Annotated in this window: 13 protein-coding genes; 7 read left to right on the plus strand and 6 right to left on the minus strand. The window is 59.0% G+C overall.

The annotated features are described in order from the left end of the window. Positions 1-361: 361 nt before the first annotated feature. The 5 genes from FJ145_06900 to FJ145_06920 all read right to left on the minus strand — a co-directional run bounded on the left by FJ145_06900 (position 362) and on the right by FJ145_06920 (position 7,826). Positions 362-1,165 (minus strand): MBL fold metallo-hydrolase, encoded by an 804-nt coding sequence (locus FJ145_06900; GenBank protein MBM4261157.1) that lies wholly within the window; start codon positions 1,163-1,165, stop codon positions 362-364. Between the two features lie 103 nt (positions 1,166-1,268). Next, positions 1,269-3,524, minus strand: a complete 2,256-nt coding sequence (locus FJ145_06905; GenBank protein ID MBM4261158.1) for a hypothetical protein — start codon at positions 3,522-3,524, stop codon at positions 1,269-1,271. 3 nt (positions 3,525-3,527) lie between these two features. Then, on the minus strand, positions 3,528-4,298 hold the full coding sequence (locus tag FJ145_06910; protein ID MBM4261159.1) for a DUF4159 domain-containing protein: 771 nt from the start codon (positions 4,296-4,298) through the stop codon (positions 3,528-3,530). 133 nt (positions 4,299-4,431) lie between these two features. Then, positions 4,432-6,525 carry a VWA domain-containing protein gene (locus FJ145_06915; protein MBM4261160.1) on the minus strand — a complete coding sequence of 698 codons (2,094 nt, stop codon included), beginning with the start codon at positions 6,523-6,525 and terminating at the stop codon, positions 4,432-4,434. Positions 6,526-6,929: 404 nt separating this feature from the next. Further along, complete coding sequence (locus FJ145_06920; GenBank protein MBM4261161.1) at positions 6,930-7,826, minus strand: DUF58 domain-containing protein; 897 nt, start codon at positions 7,824-7,826, stop codon at positions 6,930-6,932. Between the two features lie 162 nt (positions 7,827-7,988). Between FJ145_06920 and FJ145_06925 the strand changes: the two genes are divergently transcribed. The 7 genes from FJ145_06925 to FJ145_06955 all read left to right on the plus strand — a co-directional run bounded on the left by FJ145_06925 (position 7,989) and on the right by FJ145_06955 (position 16,646). Beyond that, positions 7,989-10,400 (plus strand): CoA transferase, encoded by a 2,412-nt coding sequence (locus FJ145_06925; protein MBM4261162.1) that lies wholly within the window; start codon positions 7,989-7,991, stop codon positions 10,398-10,400. 37 nt (positions 10,401-10,437) lie between these two features. After that, the gene (locus FJ145_06930; protein MBM4261163.1) at positions 10,438-11,565 is read left to right on the plus strand and encodes a zinc-binding dehydrogenase; all 1,128 of its coding nucleotides are present in this window, start codon (positions 10,438-10,440) and stop codon (positions 11,563-11,565) included. A 380-nt stretch (positions 11,566-11,945) separates the two neighbouring features. After that, positions 11,946-12,908, plus strand: a complete 963-nt coding sequence (locus FJ145_06935; GenBank protein ID MBM4261164.1) for a branched-chain amino acid ABC transporter permease — start codon at positions 11,946-11,948, stop codon at positions 12,906-12,908. A gap of 182 nt (positions 12,909-13,090) precedes the next feature. Beyond that, the gene (locus tag FJ145_06940) at positions 13,091-14,146 is read left to right on the plus strand and encodes a branched-chain amino acid ABC transporter permease (GenBank protein ID MBM4261165.1); all 1,056 of its coding nucleotides are present in this window, start codon (positions 13,091-13,093) and stop codon (positions 14,144-14,146) included. Between the two features lie 40 nt (positions 14,147-14,186). Continuing rightward, entirely contained in the window at positions 14,187-14,963 is a 777-nt protein-coding gene (locus FJ145_06945) for an ABC transporter ATP-binding protein (protein ID MBM4261166.1), read from the plus strand. A gap of 41 nt (positions 14,964-15,004) precedes the next feature. Then, positions 15,005-15,706 (plus strand): ABC transporter ATP-binding protein, encoded by a 702-nt coding sequence (locus FJ145_06950; GenBank protein MBM4261167.1) that lies wholly within the window; start codon positions 15,005-15,007, stop codon positions 15,704-15,706. 223 nt (positions 15,707-15,929) lie between these two features. Continuing rightward, entirely contained in the window at positions 15,930-16,646 is a 717-nt protein-coding gene (locus FJ145_06955; GenBank protein MBM4261168.1) for a rhomboid family intramembrane serine protease, read from the plus strand. A gap of 64 nt (positions 16,647-16,710) precedes the next feature. Here FJ145_06955 and FJ145_06960 read toward each other — a convergent pair whose 3' ends face one another. Then, entirely contained in the window at positions 16,711-17,211 is a 501-nt protein-coding gene (locus FJ145_06960; GenBank protein ID MBM4261169.1) for a GNAT family N-acetyltransferase, read from the minus strand. Between the last annotated feature and the right edge of the window lie 181 nt (positions 17,212-17,392).

A 17,392-nucleotide genomic window follows, 5' to 3' on the forward strand; every position in this document is an offset into this window, starting at 1 on the left:
CAAAAAAGATTTTGTGTTGTGTTCGGAACCCGGAGAATTTAACCGCAAAGAACGCAAAGAACGCAAAAAAGATTTGTAGGGGCGGGTTTGAAACCCGCCCTCCGGGTTTTGATTAACCATTAAGATCACAAGATTCAAAGGAACATCGATGTCATTCTGCGCCGGAAGACGCGCCCTGACGAAAAGGTCATGGGCGCGGATATGAAGATTGCGTAGCGCGTCGTAGGGTGGGTTAGCCGGCCGCGGCGTAACCCACCCCCGGCATCGATGGGTATCGCTGCGCTCAACCCATCCTGCGGTTGCTCGAACCACGTAGGGACAGGTCGCGACCTGTCCCTACAAACAATACGGCCGTAGATAACTAGCGGTGCCCCCAGGGCATGACGAATACTTCGGTCGGAGGCGGCAGCTCCGACTTCGCGATGCGCAGGAGCGGCGTGTTGAGCATTTTTACTTTAGGCATGCCCTGCGCGTATTCATGCACCGCCTGTTCCCACCAAAAGTGTTTTGGAATCGCAATTTTCGGCTTGACGAGATAGGTCAGCTCGCGTGCTTCGCTCGGCGTGACGGTGTAGTAGCCGCCGGCGATGGGCACGAGCAGAATGTCGATTTTCCCCATCATCTTGAGCTGATCGGGCGTGAGCACATGCCCCAGGTCGCCCAAGTGGGCGATGCAAATATCGTCGACGCGAAAAACGAAAATCGCATTCTTGCCGCGCTGCATACCGCGGCTTTTGTCGTGATAGGCCGGCACGACGTAGACCGACACATCGCGAATCGTCGTGTAAACTTTTTGCCAGTTCTCGCCGCCCGTTGTCAGGCCATGCAAGATTACCGGCGTGCCGGGCGCCATGTGCACACTGCTGTGCGGTCCGTGTTGGTGGCTGGTGGTGACGATGTGCTGCGGCAGGGTCGGCCGCGGCAGGTCGAAGGCGCCGTGCGGGTCGGTGAGAATCCGCGTGCCTTTCGATGAGGTGATTTGAAACGTCGAGTGGCCGAGCCATTCGACCGTCACCGGCGCGGTTGGCGTGTTGGTCGCCGCCAGGCGCAGCTGCGGCCGCGAGACCACGTCCATCTCGTGGCAGAAGGCAAAGGCGCGCGCCTGCCCGCCGAGTGAGCTTAGCGTCGCGACGATTAGAGCGAAAATGTAGGGTTTGCAGTTCACCGTGCTGCGCGCGTTTTTGCGGTTTCGAGTTTCGGGTTGGGATCCGGACAACCAACAGCCTATTCAGCATCTTGAACCCGAAACCCGAAACCCGGAACGTATTCTAAATCAGTCCCCACTTCCGCCGCATCCACCATTCGACGCTGAGCAAGCCGAGAATGATGCCGAAGGGCCACAAGTTGTTCCACAGCTTGGTTTGGCGCTGCTCGACGATTTCCGACGGCGCGATGGTTTCGAGCTTGGCGGCGATGCGTTCGAGGGTTTTGTCGTTCCACTGGCTTAGCGGAATGAACTCGCCTTTGCTCGCTTCGGCGATTTTCTTTAACAGATCGGGGCGCGGCCGGCCGTCGTCGGTTTCACCGTAGGCGAAGGCAACGCCAAAGCTGGTTTTGTCTTTGCCGAGAACTTTGCCGCCCATGCTGGCTTCGGCTTCGACGCGGTGGGTGCCCTCGCGGGTTGGCGTGAAGTCGGCGCTGTATTCGCCTTCTTCTTGTTCGGATGTCGCCGCGAGCAACGTCGGTTCGCCCTCGGGGCCAAACACGCGGAGCTGCACCGAGGCCTGGCGCGTCGGCAAAAAGTCGTCTTTCAAGACGCGCAGTTTGATCGCGGTTTTCTCGCCCGGCTTGACCGTCGGAATGGCGCGCAATTGAACTTGTTCGAAGGACGGCTCCTGCGCCAGCCAGCGCACGGACTGGCGGATTAATTTTAAGTGGTGCTGCGGCGTCTCTTTGTTGCCGACGGAGATGAAGTTCCAGCGCCAGGCATCATCGCTCAACAACGCCAGCGTCCGCCCCTTGCCGAAGCGGCCGACGGCGAGCAGTGGCGCGCCGGCGCCGTCGCTGCCGGTGGTCAGCAAGACTTCGCCGCGCGCGGCGCGCACGGCGTTGTAGCCATTCAGCGCCGGCAGCTTGCTCCAGGCCTCTTCGTTGCTTTTCGGATCGGGCAGCAAGCGTGTCAGCGGATGGGCTTTGCCGGCCGGAGTCAAGGCCGGCCGCACGGTGGCGGTGTTTTGAAACGTGCCTTTGCCGTCGATTTCCACCGGCAACACTTCGCGCAGCGAGCTTTCGGCGAAGCCGCCGGCATCGAAAGCACGCGGGCCGCCGAACATGGCCAGCGCGCCGCCGTCGCGCACGAAGTCGCGCACGCGGTCGAGATAGACGGGGTTGAAATAGGAGCGATGGGAAAAATCGTCGAACACGACGACGTCGAAATTCTTCAGCTCTTCGTTGAACAAATCGTCGATGGGGAAGGGGATCAAGCTCAAACGATGCTCCGGCACGTCGACGGTGTCGGTGGGCGTGCGCAGAAAAACGAAGGAGACGAGCTCGATCAGCGGGTCCTGCTTTATCGCCATGCGCAGGAATCGATAGTTCCACGCCGGGGAGCCCGACAGCGTGAGCACGCGAATCTTGTCGCGCTGGGCGTCGACTTTAAATTCTTTTTGATTGTTCTGCGCGATCTGTTCGCCGGCCTGCGCCGGTATCTCGACGGAAAAACTGTGCGTGCCGAGCTCCTTGGGCGTGAAGCTGAGGGTGACTTTTTGTTCGAAAGGGTCGGCGTCGACGGCGACCATTTTGCTGGTGATCAAGTTTTTGCCGCGGTAGAAGTTCAGCGGCACGGTTTTGCCTTTGAACGCCGACGCCTGAACGATGACATCAAGCTTGAACTCGCGGCCGCGAAACGCAAACTCGGGCGCGCGCAGCTCGGCGATGCGCACGTCGGCGAAGCTCTCGCTCTCGCCGGCGCCGATGGCGAAGACCGGAACGCGCAGCGCCGGGCTGTGCTCCAGCGATTTCCTTTCGCCGTTGGTGATGCCGTCGGTGAAGAGCACGATGCCGGTCTGCGCCGCGGCGTCTTTGCTGACGCTTTCCAAGATTTCCAAGAGACGCGAGCCTTGGTCCTGGGCCTTCAATTGCGCGAGGCCGGTGGCTGCGATCGGTTCGAGACTCGCACCGAAACGAAAGAGCCGCAGATCGTAGTCGCGGCTGAGCTTTTGAATCGCCGCATCCTGTCCCTCGGTTAGCTTGGCGCGCACGAGATCGAATCGGCTCGGTCCCGATTTGCCGTCGCTGCCCGGTTTGTTGGTGGCGGGAAAGGCCATGCTCTGCGAGCTATCGATCAACACCGTCAGCGGGCGGCGCAATTTAGTCACGCGCTTATCGATGAGAGCTGGCCCGAGGAGAAAGAAAACCAGCACGGAGTAAACGCAGGCGCGCAGGAGCGTCAAGAAGATGCTTTGGCCGAGCTTGAGACGGCGCTTCAAATTGACGAACTGCAGGATCAGCAGGGCCAGCGCCGCGAGCCCTGCGGCGGCGATCATCCAGCCTGGCAGACTGCCTATGAGGTGAAGGTCCTGCATCGCTCAGCGGGTCATGCGCTTGCGGATGAACGGCACGTGGATCAAATCTTCTTTGTAGTTCTCAGTCATGGCGTAGAGAATCAAGTTGACCCCGGTGTGGAAAGCGTCGCGCCGTTGGGTTTCGCCGCCGGGCGTGCACTGGTTGCTCCATTTGCCCAACTGGTCGCGCTCCCAGGCGCCGCTGAGATCGTTGTGGCAATAGATCACCGGCGTCGAGGTGCCCAGCGTGATGCCCTCGAGCTGCGGACTGACGATGCGCACGCCGCCGACGCGGGGTACCAGGTAATAACTGCGCATCGCCGCGTGGCCCACCGGCAGTTTCTTGAATTCGCTGCCGGGCAGTACACGTTGCAGCTCGCGCCGCAGCGACTTGTCGAAGCCATAGCCCTGCTGACCGAGGGCGTCGTCGGCGAGGAGAAAGCCGCCGTAGGAAACAAAGCGGCGCAGCACCTCGACTTCGTCTTGGCTGAACGGCTCGAACTCGTACTTGCCGGCGATGTAGAGAAACGGATAGTTGAACAGATCTTTGTCCTGCAGCGTCGCCTCATGGCGCACGGTCGCCGCCTCGACGCTGGTGCGCGCCATCAACTCTTCCATCAGCGGCGTCACCGACAACGGGTGGGGATTCCAATCGCCGCCGCGATATTTCAGTTGAGCGAAGACAAACTGCAAGTGACGCTTGTCCGTCGGATGGTTCGCGAAAGCGAGCGACGGCACCGCGCTGACTGCGAGCGCACTGTTTGCGATGACTCGAAGAAATTTTCTGCGACGCATAAGAATTACGAATGGATAACGGACAATGAACAATGGATAACGGCAGAATCCAGAGAGCTCGTTCGAAGTTGGTACGGCGCCTTTAGATGCATTGCGAAATTATCCATTATCCATCCTCAATTATCCATTGCTGCTAGAAGCGCTGCGAAAGCCAACTCTCTCCCAACAACGTTACAATAAGCAACACCAGCAGCGGAAGCGCCAGGTCGGTGCGTTGGCCGCCTTCGTTCAAAGCTTCCACCGGGATCACCTCGGTGCGCACCGGGCGGAGTTTTTCTTGCAGCTCGCGCTCGCTGATTTCATCCAATCGCGACTCTAAAAAGGGCGGATTGACGGCGTAGAGCTGCGGTGCGCTGCCTTTGTCGACGCCGGGCGGCAGACTTACGCGATAAATGCCGGCGCGCTCGTTTACTTCGGCGCGCGCTACCGCGCGATCTTTTTCGGCGGCGACGGAAACTTCGGCGCCCAGCTTGTTGGGTTTGGTGACGCGTAAAGTCTTGCCGATCGCAGTGGGCGGCAGGGAGATTTCTTTGGTCTCGCCCACGGCGATGCCGCTGTCGATGGCGCCGCGCTTGCCGCCGGCGAGATGGGCGGTCAGCGATTGTAACAGTGGCAGAAAGGCGGTTTTCAGCGGCAAGTCGCTCCAGTCGCGGTCGGCGCTGGTGGTGACGAAGATCACCCGGCCATTGCCGGATTTCTGTTCGAGCATCAACGGATCGCCGTTGGCGAGCGCGATCAACGTCGATTTGCCGATGGCCGAAGCGCGCGTGTAGCCCCAGACGCGCACTGTCTTGAAAGACTCTAGCAGCAGCGAATCGGTGAAGCCTTGGAGGGCCGGGTGCGTGACGTCGACTTTGTCGATTTTTTCGCCGCTGGCCTCGGGGCCAAATTTTTTATCGCGTAGCTGCGCTGGCAGAAACGACGCGAGTTTTTGGTTGTATTGGTCGGCTGGCAACTTATCGCCGGCGAAAATCAACAAACCGCCGCCCTGGCGCACGAAGCTTTGCAATTTGGCCACCGTCGCATCGGACAGGTTGGCGACGTTGCACAGGACGACCACTTGATAGGACTCCAGCGCCGCCGCCGCCAAGCCGTCTTGAATAATGATCGTCGGCAGAAACAACGAGCTGTCTTTATCGCCGGCGGGGTTCAAAGCTCGGCTCAAGAAAAAAGTCTCGCTCTGCACCAGCGAAGTCTGCGGGTCGCCGTCGACCAGCAGGATCTTGATCTTGTCCTGCACATCGAGGGCGAAGTTGACGCGCGCGTTGCCGGCAAGGCCGTCTTTTTTCAGGGTGATTTGCCCGGTGTGGCCGCCGGCGCCGTCGACCCGGGTTTGAAAATTCACTTTGGTTTCGCCGCGCGGCGGCACGACCGTGAGTTTTTGTTCTTTGTTCTGGCCGTCGATGGTGAGCTGGACCAAAAGCTCTTTGATTTCGCTGTCGCTAAAGTTGGCGACGGTGGTTTCCAAGTTCAATGGCAAGTTGGCGCCGACGCTTTGGCTGGCGAGGCGGACCTCTTTCACCGTGGCGTTGAGCGGCTTCTGTTTGCTGCTCACGCGAATGGTTTTGAGCGGAATCGACGGATCGTAAGTCTTGAGCGACGAAATCGAAAAGCGGTCCCAGCCGGTGAGTCCCATGTCGGTGATCAGGCGGATTTCTTTCTGCCCGGCCGGTGTGTTGAGCAATTCATAGGCTTTGCCCAACGCGGCGTCGAGGTTGGCGCTGCCGTCGGCGATTTCGATCTGCTCCAGCTCTTTAAGCAGAACGTCTTTTTCGGCCTTGAGCCGCAGCGCTTCTTTGCCGGAGATGTCCGTCGCGATCAACGCGGCGCGGTCGCCCTCGTTGAGGCTCGAGATTAACAAACGCGCCGCCTCTTTGGCTTGTCTGAAACCGTCGCCGCCGCCGGCCCATTTCATGCTGAGCGAGTTGTCGAGCAAAATTACCAAGGCCACCGGGCCGCCGCCAGCGAAGAGTCCCGCACCGGTTTGAAAAATCGGATTGGCCAGCAACAGCGCGAGAAAAACCACGGCGAGGGTGCGCAGCGCCAACAGCAGCCAATGGCGCAGCCGATAGCTGCGCGAGATCCGTTTTTGCGATAGCAAGATAAACTTCACGGCGGGGAAGCGAATGCGGTTCAGCTTTCGGCGATTCAACAGATGAATCAAGATCGGCAGCGTGGCCGCGAGTAAGCCGAAGAGGTAGAGAGGCTGGAGAAAAAATACCGACATGGGCGTTTACGTCAATCCCACAGCCATCGCGACAAGTCGAGCGAGATAAAACCCTTCCGGAATGAAGGCAACAGATTTTCGCCTTGACGCCGCAACCGTAGGGGCGAACGGCTGGTCGCCCCTTTTGTGCGAATGGCACTGCGGGGGTCGAAAGCTGGTACCGTGCTCCGTGGACGCGGTCCGAGAGATTTGCGCTGATGCCTTCGCTCCTCCAGAGTTCCACCCCAATCGCTACGGTCCTGCCTCCGATGTGCATTCCGATTCTGCTGAAAATTCCCTCGGAGTCCTTCGACAAGCTCAGGACGAACGGAATCGGAGCTGAACCCTCTCAACAAGAATCCGTTCATGCTGAGCCCGTCGAAGCATTCCCAAGGTTTTTCGGCACGATCAAACACATCTCCCGCCTATCCCCGCCAACTCAAATAACTCGCCAGTGCCTGGTCGAGCGGCGTCGACGTCGAAATCAATTGATAGTCGATGATGCTGTCGTGGCACTCCTTGCGCATTTGCGTAACAAACTCCTCGACGACCTGCTTGTAAGTAGCGCGGATGGTTTTCGGATCGGCGATGACTTTGAGATTTGCTTCCTCTAAGTCCTCGAACAGAATATTGCCGTCGAAGGGCAGATCGAGCTCCGCTTGGTCGAGAATATGAAAGACAATCACGTCGTTGCCTTTGAAACGAAACAGCCGCAGTCCTTTGAGGATTTGCTCGGGTTCATCGAGCAGGTCGGAGACTAAAACCACCAGGCCGCGCCGTTTGATCTGCCCGGCGATGTCCTCGAGAATTTTCCCGATGTTGGTGTCGCCCTTGGGGCGGCGCTGCTCCAACGCGCCGACGATTTGCGTCATGTAATCGCGCTTGGCGCGCGGCGGCAAAAACGATTCTAACTTATTAGAAAAAGTCACCACGCCGGCGGCGTCTTGCTGTCGCAAAATCAAATAAGCCAGCGAGGCGATCAGGGTGCAGCCGTAGTCGAACTTGCTGATGCCGTCCGAGGCGTAGTCCATCGATGCGCTCGAATCGAGGACCAAATGGGCGCGCAGGTTGGTTTCGTCCTCGTATTCTTTGATCATGTAGCGGTCGAATTTGCCGAGCGCTTTCCAGTCGATGCGGCGGATTTCGTCGCCGGGGGAGTACTCGCGATGAGCTTCGAACTCGACGCTGAAGCCCTTGGCGCGGCTCTTGTGGATGCCCGACATGATGCCCTCGACGACCCAACGGGCGCGCAGCGACAGGTTGGAAATACCCGCCAGGACTTTGGGGTCGAAATAGTTCTTGTTGTCGGTTGCCGCGGCCATTCGAGAATTTAACCTCTACCACTGGGCCTTATGAGAATCTAGCAAGCATAGTGAGCCAAGAACGACCTCGGAATTATAGCATCTCCGCGGAATAAATGTCCGCCAAGCGATCGTCGTCGGTCCGTCTTGTTCGATGCCCTCCCAGAGTGATATGGCCTGCCCATGGATGCCGCGGGACCGCAAGCTTTGGAGCACGTCAAAGTCTTGGAACTTGCCGGCTGTGAAGGCGAGTACTGCGGCAAACTGCTCGCCGATCTGGGCGCCGATGTGATCAAAGTCGAGCCGCCGCAGGGGAGCCCGTGCCGGCGCGAGCCGCCGTTCGTTAACGATCAGCGCGGGCCGGAGCGGAGCCTGCACTTTCTCTACTTTAACGCTAATAAGCGCGGCATCACGGCCGATCTCGACACCGCACAAGGCCGCGAGAGGGTTCTCCGGCTGGCGCAAAACGTCGATGTGCTGATCGAAAGCGCACCGCCCGGAAGTCTGTCGGAAATCGGTCTGGGCTACGACGATCTTCGGCGCATCAACTCACGACTCATCTACACATCGATCACCGGCTTCGGTCAAAGCGGCCCTTATCGCGACTATCGCGCCAACAATCTGGTCGCCTTCGCCATGGGTGGGCTCATGTACGTGAGCGGCAAGCCCATGGCACCGCCGGTCAACGCACCGGGGCAACAAGCACATCTTGTCGGTGCGGCGCACGCGGCGATGGCGATCCTGATCGCGCTTTGGCATGTCCGCCACGGCGGCCAGGGGCAGCATCTCGATGTTTCGATGTTCGACTGTCTTGCGGCCATGGAAAATCTCATCTCGCGCTCAGCCAATGTCGGCGGCCATCCGCGCCGCGAGGGCAGTCAGCACCGCTTCGCCACGCCGGGGACGATCTATCGCTGCCGGGATGGCTTCGTCCATATGTTCGTGACCAACTCACAGGTGGGCAGCTGGGAGCGCTTTCTCGATTGGCTGGGAAAGCCAGAGGCGCTTGCCGGCGCAGAGTTCAAAGACTCGGTCTATCGGCGCAAACATGTCGCGGTGGTCGACCGCGTGGTCGGCGAGTTCGTCAGAGATCTGCCCAAGCAAACTGTCTTCGAGGCGTTGCAAGCGCGCCACATCCCGTGCGCGCCGGTGAACACGCCGCTGGATTTCGTGCGCGATGAGCATGTTCGCGCGCGCGGTTTCGTTATCGGCGCGGTTCATCCACAACATGGGCGCATGGAATTTCCGGGGCCGGCCTTCAAGATCGATTCCTGGCGCCTACGCAAACACGCACCGGCAATTGGCGAGGACAATGAGGCGATCTTGGGGCGCATGCACTTGAAAGAATCGGCACCCGCCCATTTCCAGAATGCACTGGTGACAATGTTGTCGCCGAGTGCGCTGCCGCTGAGTGGCATTCGCATCGCCGACTTCACCCACATGGTCGCTGGCCCCTACGGCACCATGCAGCTGGCTTACTTCGGTGCCGAGGTCATCAAAGTCGAGTCGACGGTGCGGCCCGACCTGTGGCGCATTCGCGAGGGCAACAAAGACGTCGAAGCGTCGCTGCCGTTCGCCGACCACAACAAGAACAAGCTCTCGGTGACGCTGAATCTCAAAAGCGCAGAAGGCAGAGAGCTGGCGCGCCGTTTGATCGCGCGCAGCGACGTGGTGGTGGAAAATTTCAGCGCCGGCGTGATGGAGCGCTTTGGTTTGGCCTACGATGATTTGAAGGCGATCAAACCCAACATCATCATGATCCGCCTGCAAGGCTTGGGCAGCAGCGGGCCGCGCAAGGACTACGTCAGTTGGGGGCCCAGCCTGATGCCATTTGCCGGCGTGTCGCATCTTTGGAACCACCCCGACGATGGCGCGCCGGTGGGCTCGCAAACATCTTATCCCGACTACATTGTGTCGATTCACATGGCCTACGTCCTGCTTGCGGCGCTGCATCAGCGGCAGAACACCGGCACCGGCCAGCTCATCGATATCGCCCAAAGCGAAGTCACCGCTTCGCTGATCGGCCCGGCGCTGCTCGATGCCTTGGTGCATCAGCGCGTGCCGCAGCCGCTCGGCAATCGCAGCGAGACGAGCGCACCCCATGGCTGCTACCCGTGCCTAGGCGATGATGAGTGGTGCGTGATCTCAGTCGCTGACGACGACGAATGGACGCGCTTCTGTCGCGCGACAGATAACGAAGCGCTGCGGCGCGATGGGCGGTTCGTGACGGTGTCGCTGCGCGTTACCAACCGCGACGCGTTGGATGTGCTGATCTCAAGCTGGACACGAGCCCGCGGCGCTCAAGAAGTCATGGAGATATTGCAACGAGCGGGAGTAAAAGCCGGCCGCGTGTCCAATGGCACCATGCTCGCCAAGGACGCCCATCTTCGGGCGCGCGGCTCGATCATCGAGCAAGAGCATCCGCGCCAGGGTCGCTTAACGCTCCCCGGCGTCGTCGTGAAGTTTTCGCAAACCCCGGGCGAGCTACGGCGCCATGCGCCTTTGCTCGGTCAGGACAATGATTACGTCCTGCAAGAGCTCTTGGGTTTGTCGGCGGAGGAAATCCGCCGGCTGCGCGAGGCGGGAGCTTTTTGATGCGCACCAGGATACCGTCTCACGCCGATTGTAATTTATGCCAAAGTTGTGGCTTGAGACCGGTGACGCTCCGAGGGGGTCCCGGTCAAGCGATGATCCAAGCTCCGACCACGTCTTTTCGAAGGAGGACACGAAGTACACGAAGGTAAGAAAAGAGTCTTTCCGAACTTCGTGTCGCTTCGCGATCTTCGTGGTGAAAAATAAAGGAAGCGCCATGAAAGCTGCGTTTATTAACAATCCCGGCGATCCCGACGCGCTGGTTTACGGCGATCTGCCGGAGCCGGAGATCGGCGCCGAAGATTTGCTTGTTAAAGTGCGGGCGACCTCGCTCAATCGCCGCGATGTGTTCGCCCGGGAGGCCTCGCATGGCGTCAAGCCTTCGCTGCCCTATATTCCTGGCTTGGAAGTGGCGGGTGAGGTGGCGCGCGTCGGTGCGCGGGTAAACAATTTCAAAATCGGTGACGCGGTCATCGCGCGCTCGCGTACCGGCGCCTATGCCGAGTACACGCGCGTGCCGGCGTTGGACGCTTACCCGAAACCCGAGTGGATGTCCTTCGAAGAGGCGGCCTGCATTCTGGTTGCGTTCTCCAGCGCCTGGAACATGCTGATTCGCCGCGCCGGGCTGCAGCCCGGCGAAGACTTGTTGGTCATGGCCGCCGGCAGCGGCATCGGCAGCGCTGCTTTGCAAATCGGCAAGCTCGCCGGCGCGCGCGTCATTACGACGGCGAGCACCAATGACAAATTGGCCAAGGCGAAAGAGTGGGGCGCCGACGATGGCATCAACTACCGGGAGTTCCCGCAGTTCAGCAAAAAAGTTCGCGAACTAACCCGCGGTGAGGGCGTGCATGTGCTCTTCGAACACATCGGCGCGCCGGTCTGGAAGGAATGTTTCGCCAGCCTGCGCAATGGCGGCCGCTTTGTTAACTCAGGCGTTACGGCCGGCCATTGGGTCGAGCTGCACCTCGGTCAGCTTTGGACTCGGGAACTGTCGCTGCTTGGCACTCGCATGCGCCCGCGTGAAGACATGCCGACGATCATGAAGCTCGTCAACGCTCGCAAGCTGCGCGGCGTGGTGTCGCAGGTGTTTGCCCTCGCCGAGGCGGCGCAGGCCCACCAGGTGATGGAACGGAGCGAGTTCTTCGGCAAGATTGTTCTGGTGCCGTGATCGCTGCCTTGTGTATCTTTAGTCCCAAACCGACAAATCATTTGCTTGTTGTTACGTTCCGTTGCGGAGGCAGTGTTGGCAACGACATTCCGTACGGTGTCATGCTGAGCGAAGCGAGGCATCTGCTTGTTCGTCCGGCGCAATCGGCAGATTCTTCGCCTTCGGCTCAGAATGATAATCGTGAAGGTCGCCAGCAGTGATGATTTCACCCTGCTCGAAGGCCTTGATCCGCCGCTCTCTAAATTCGTGAAGGCGTTTCCGCATCTTGTCGGTTTAGGGTTAGTTCCGCCGCGACCAACCTCATCGAAACCGCAAATTGTAGCTACCGACAAAATGTTCTGTTAGCATGAGCAACTTTTTAAAGGGTTTGACGTTTGGATATCGCGCTCGAAATTCTCCCCCAAGTCTTGGTGGATGGTTTGGTGCTGGGCTTCATGTACGCCCTGATCGCGCTGGGGTACACCATGGTCTACGGCGTGCTCGAGTTTATCAATTTCGCCCATAGTGAGATCTTTGTGCTCGGCGCGTTTGTCGGCGTCGAGATTCTTTTCATGCTGGAAAGCTCGGGGAACTTGACGGTTTTACACCCGGCGTTTGTGCTGGCTCTGATTGTGATGGCGGCCATGGCGATCAGCGGCTTGGCCGCGATGGCACTTGAACGGGTCGCTTACCGGCCGCTCATGGGCGGGCCTCGTCTGGTGGCGCTGATCTCGGCGATTGGCGCGTCGTTTTTATTGCAGGACGGGCTGCGCTTGTTCGAGAGCTTGTGGCGCAACACTTTCTACTTGACCTATCCCACCATGGCGGCGCTCGACCGCGCGGTGCCGCTGTCGGCCAATCTCACCGTGCCGGTGAAATCGCTTTTGGTCATCGGCACGGCGCTGGCGATGCTGGTCGGGCTGTATCTCTTCGTCAATCGCACGCGCATGGGCGCGGCGATCCGCGCCGTGGCGCAGGACCCCGATACCGCGTCGCTGATGGGCGTGCCGGTCAAGCGCGTGATCGCGCTGACGTTCTTCGTCGGTGGCGCCATGGGCGGTCTCGCCGGTGTCTTATTCGGACTTCATTATAGTTTGGTCAACCCTTACAGCGGTTTCTTCCCGGGGTTGAAAGCATTTACGGCCGCTGTGCTGGGCGGCATCGGCAATATTCCCGGCGCCATGTTGGGCGGGCTGCTGCTTGGCACGCTCGAAGCGTTGGCGGCGTCTTACCTGTCGATCTTCACCGACGGGGCGTTTGGCGCAGAATATAAAGACGTCGTCGCTTTCGTCGTGTTGATTCTGATTCTGATCTTTCGCCCCAAGGGGCTGCTCGGCGAAAAAGTGCGGGAGGAGCGCGCGTGAGCATACCCGTCGCTACCGCCGGCTTGCTCGTCTACATCGCCGCCACCTGCGCGCTGGTTTACGTTTTTCCGCAATCGGTGCTGGCTTTTCTGTTGTTCGAAGCTTCGCTGTTTTTCGTTTACGTCGGCGAAATTCCAACCAGAGTGAAACTCGCCCTCGGCGCGCTGCTATTGCTCGTGTTGATGCCGGCGTTGGGTGTGGTCAATCCCTACTACTTGGAAATCGCCGTGCAGGTGGGCATCTACGTCGCGCTGGCGTTGGGCTTGAACATCGTCGTCGGGTTCGTAGGCTTGCTCAATCTCGGCTTTGTCGCCTTCTTCGCCATCGGCGCTTATCTCTGGGCAATTTTCGGCTCGCCCCAGGCCAATCAATTTATCGCCGGCGGACTTTTTCCGCTGTCGGCTGGTTGGTTCTTTATTTTTCTTTTGCTCAGCGTGGTCGTCGGCGCCGCCACCGGCGTGCTGCTTGGCCTGCCGGTGCTACGTCTGCGCGGCGATTATCTCGCCGTGGTGACGCTGGGTTTTGCCGAAGTGGTGCGCGCGTTGGTCAACAACCTCGATAAGCCGATCAATCTCACCAACGGGCCGCGCGGCATCACGCCGATCACCAAACCGCCGCTGTTTTTTCAGCCATTGCTCGACGTTCTGGGAATCCAAGTCACGCCGGCGCAGCTTTATCCGCTCTATTTTTATTTTCTCGTGTTGGCGCTGGCATGCGTTATCGTCATCGTCACGCGCCGCCTCGAAGAGTCGCGCATCGGCCGCGCCTGGAAGGCGATTCGTGAAGACGAGATCGCCGCCTCGGCCATGGGGATTCCGGTGGTCAAGATGAAGCTCGTCGGCTTTGCCGTCGGTGCGTCGTTTGCTTCCGCCGTCGGTGTTTTGTTTGCCGCCAAGCAGGTGTTTATCAATCCCGAGAGCTTTACGTTCATGGAATCCATCGGCGTGCTCGCCATGGTCATCTTGGGCGGCATGGGCTCGGTGCCCGGCGCGATCCTCGGCGCCACCGGTGTGACCGTGTTGAACCTGCAGCTCTTAAAAGGTTTATCGTTGTGGCTGAACGGTTTGCGCCAGAGCGGCGCGGTGTTGTCGATTCCGCTGCTCGGCGACTTTGCCTGGAGCCAACTGCCGGCGCAATTCGAGCCGGCAAAGTATGAGCGCATGGTGTTCGGCTTGATCTTGATCGTCATGATGATCTTTCGGCCGCAGGGGTTCTTGCCGCCGCAGAGGAAGAGATGAAGAGCTGGAGTGATGGAATGTTGGAGTATTGGGTTTTGACATGGCACTTCTCGAACTGACGAACATTTCCAAGCGCTTTGGCGGCTTGCAGGCCTTGAGCCGCGTCAACCTCGCCATCGAGGAGGGGATGATCGCGTCGTTGATCGGCCCCAACGGCGCCGGCAAGACCACTTTATTCAACACCATGACCGGGCTTTACATTCCCGACGGCGGGGAGATTCGTTTCCAGAGTCGTTCGTTGATCGGTTTGAAGCCGGACAAGATCACCAGCGTCGGCATTAGCCGGACGTTTCAGAATATTCGCCTGTTCGGCCATATGACCGTACTGGAAAATATTCTGGTCGGTATGCATGCGCGCTTGCCGACCCGTTTTGCCGAAATACTGCTGCACACGCGCGGCTACCTGGCGCGCGAAGCGGAGGCGCGCCGCAAGGCCATGGCGCTGATGGAATTGACCGGTTTGAGCGGCCGCGAAGACGAATGGGCGCATCAGTTGTCCTACGGCGATCAGCGTCGCTTGGAAATCGCCCGTGCTCTAGCGGCGGAGCCTAGGCTGCTGCTGCTCGACGAGCCCACCGCCGGCATGAACACGACGGAAGCGCAGTCGTTGATGGCGCTATTTAAAGAATTGCTGGCGCGCCACGTGCGCGCGATTCTTTTGATCGAGCACAACATGCGCGTCGTCATGGGAGTTTCCGACAACGTGCATGTGCTCGACTACGGCGAAAAAATTGCCGAGGGCGTCCCCGAAGAAGTGCAGAAGAATCCCCGAGTCATTGAAGCCTACCTCGGCGCCTGGGCGGAGCCTCCTCGCTGACGCTCGAATTCCAAATTACAGATTGCAGAGTTCAGGATTCGATGCTGAAAGTTAATAACGTCCACGTCTATTACGATGCGATTCACGCGCTCAAGGGTGTGTCCTTCGCCATCGAAAAAGGCGAGCTGGTCACATTGCTCGGCGCCAATGGCGCCGGCAAAACCACGACGTTGAAGACTTTGTCGGGATTGCTCCGGCCGCGCGCAGGCAGTGTCGAGCTCGAAGAGAGATCGTTGGCGGGGGTGGAGCCCCACGAAATCGTCCGGCGCGGCGTCGCGCATGTGCCGGAAGGTAGGAAAGTCTTTCCGAGATTTACGGTCTTGGAAAATTTGCAGATCGGCGGCTACACGCGGGCGAAAAATAGTCTTGGGCCGGAACTCGACTTTGTTTTCCAGATGTTTCCGCGTCTCAAAGAACGGCAGAAACAATACGCCGGCACACTGTCCGGCGGCGAGCAGCAGATGCTCGCCATCGGCCGGGCGCTAATGGCCAAGCCGCGGCTGCTGCTGCTCGACGAACCGTCCATGGGACTGGCACCAAAAATCGTCGAGCAGATCTTGGAGAACATCAAAGCCATCAATCGTGCCGGTGTGACGGTCTTATTGGTCGAGCAAAACGCCGCCATGGCGCTGGCAATCTCGCATCGCGGCTATGTCTTGGAAACCGGCTCGGTAATCCTGGAAGGGACGGCGGCGGAGTTGGCGGGCAATGATTTGGTGCGGCAAGCGTATCTCGGGGGCTAAAAAATCTTCACCACGAAGACACTAAGGGCGCGCAGCGCCTTTTGTGTTTCCTTGTGATCTTTGTGGTTCGACTCTCTTATCCGAGGTCGGTTGCGGCTCCACCACACTGGGCTCTTTGTGGTTAAATCCCGTGCCCGATTCGGTTGCGGCTGCCGCGTTGAGTCCTTGGTGGTGAATCCCAATGGCTTCCAAATTCACGACGCTCGGGGTAGGCTAACCCAACATGCAATATCGCACACAACAATTTAGCTTCGGTGGCGGCGAGCTGACGCCGGCAGTCAAGTTCTTGTTGATCGCCAATGTTGCGGTGTTTGTCGCGCAACTGGTGTTGCCCGACTGGGTGATTTCGCTATTTGGCCTGGTGCCGGCGTTGGTTTGGGACAGGGCTTATCTGTGGCAATTGTTTACCTATCAGTTCTTCCACGGCGGGCTGTCCCACATTCTGTTCAACATGCTGGCGCTCTGGATGTTCGGCGGGACTTTGGAAAATCGCTGGGGCAGCGAGTTTTTTCTCAAATATTATTTCGTCTCGGTGTTGGGCGGTGGCATTTTGAATACACTGCTTTTGCCGGGCCAAGTGGCGCCGAGCATCGGCGCGTCGGCGGGCATCTATGGCCTGCTCATGGCTTTTGCGCTGATCTACCCCAATCAGATTATCTATTTTTATTTCTTGTTCCCGATGAAGATGAAGCACTTCGTTTGTATCATCGGCGGCATTGCGCTCTATTCAGCCATTAGCTCGGGCCAGAGCGGCATCGCTCACTTGGCGCATCTGGGCGGCATGGCGTTCGGCTATCTCTATCTGCGCGGCGGCAAAGGCTTCAACATCAGTGAAAAGATCAAAGACTATCAAGATCGTCGACGCCTGGCGCGGCTCAAGAAGAAATTTCAAGTCATCCCCGGCGGCAAGGACGACGACTCCAAGCCGACGCTTCACTAGGCGGGAACACCGTTCAACCCCTCGATACGAGACCTGCGGTCTCTACTCGGGGCATCGGATGTTTCTATCGATTTGTAGTTGTGCGCCCCGCGAAATTGGCCCTGCTTGCCAGGTCGCGACCCATGCGCAGAGCGCTTTCTTTGCCTTGATAATAACCGGGTAGCTTGGTCAGTGGGCGATATCCTAACCGTTCATAAAAACTCTGCGCAGCGATGTTGTCGGTGCGCACCTCCAACTCGATATTAAACGTGCCTGCCACCAGAGCGCATTTTTCTAACCATTGTAATAGCTGACCGCCGATGCCAGTGCGCTGAAACTCCGGTTTGACGGCGAGCAGGTCTAAGTGGGCATCGTTGGCGCCGTAGCGCATGATGGCAAAGCCGATGATCTTTTCCTCGGCGCAAGCGACCAACACGTTGACGTTCTTGGCGTGAATGCTGGCGGAGACGCGCGGCGAACGCCAGCGCCAATCGAGGCCGTACTCGATCAAATCGCGCGACATGGCGGCGATGGTTGCGGCGTCCGCTTGGCGCGCCAGGCGAAGAGAGATGTCTGTGTTTGTCATCGGCTTTCACCGTAGCGCCGGTCGTTCGGGTTAATCAAGAGGGTTCCCCGAGATCAACAGAGAAGGAACCACGAAACACCCAGCGCGGAGAGCCGCAACCAAAGAAAAGAATAGCCGCAAAAAACGCAAAAGGCGCAAGAAAGAATTTCGACGCAGGGGGCGGGTTTTAAACCCGCCCTTC

The sequence above is a fragment of the Deltaproteobacteria bacterium genome (assembly GCA_016874755.1).
In the GTDB taxonomy this organism is placed as follows: Bacteria; Desulfobacterota; Binatia; order UBA9968; family UBA9968; genus DP-20.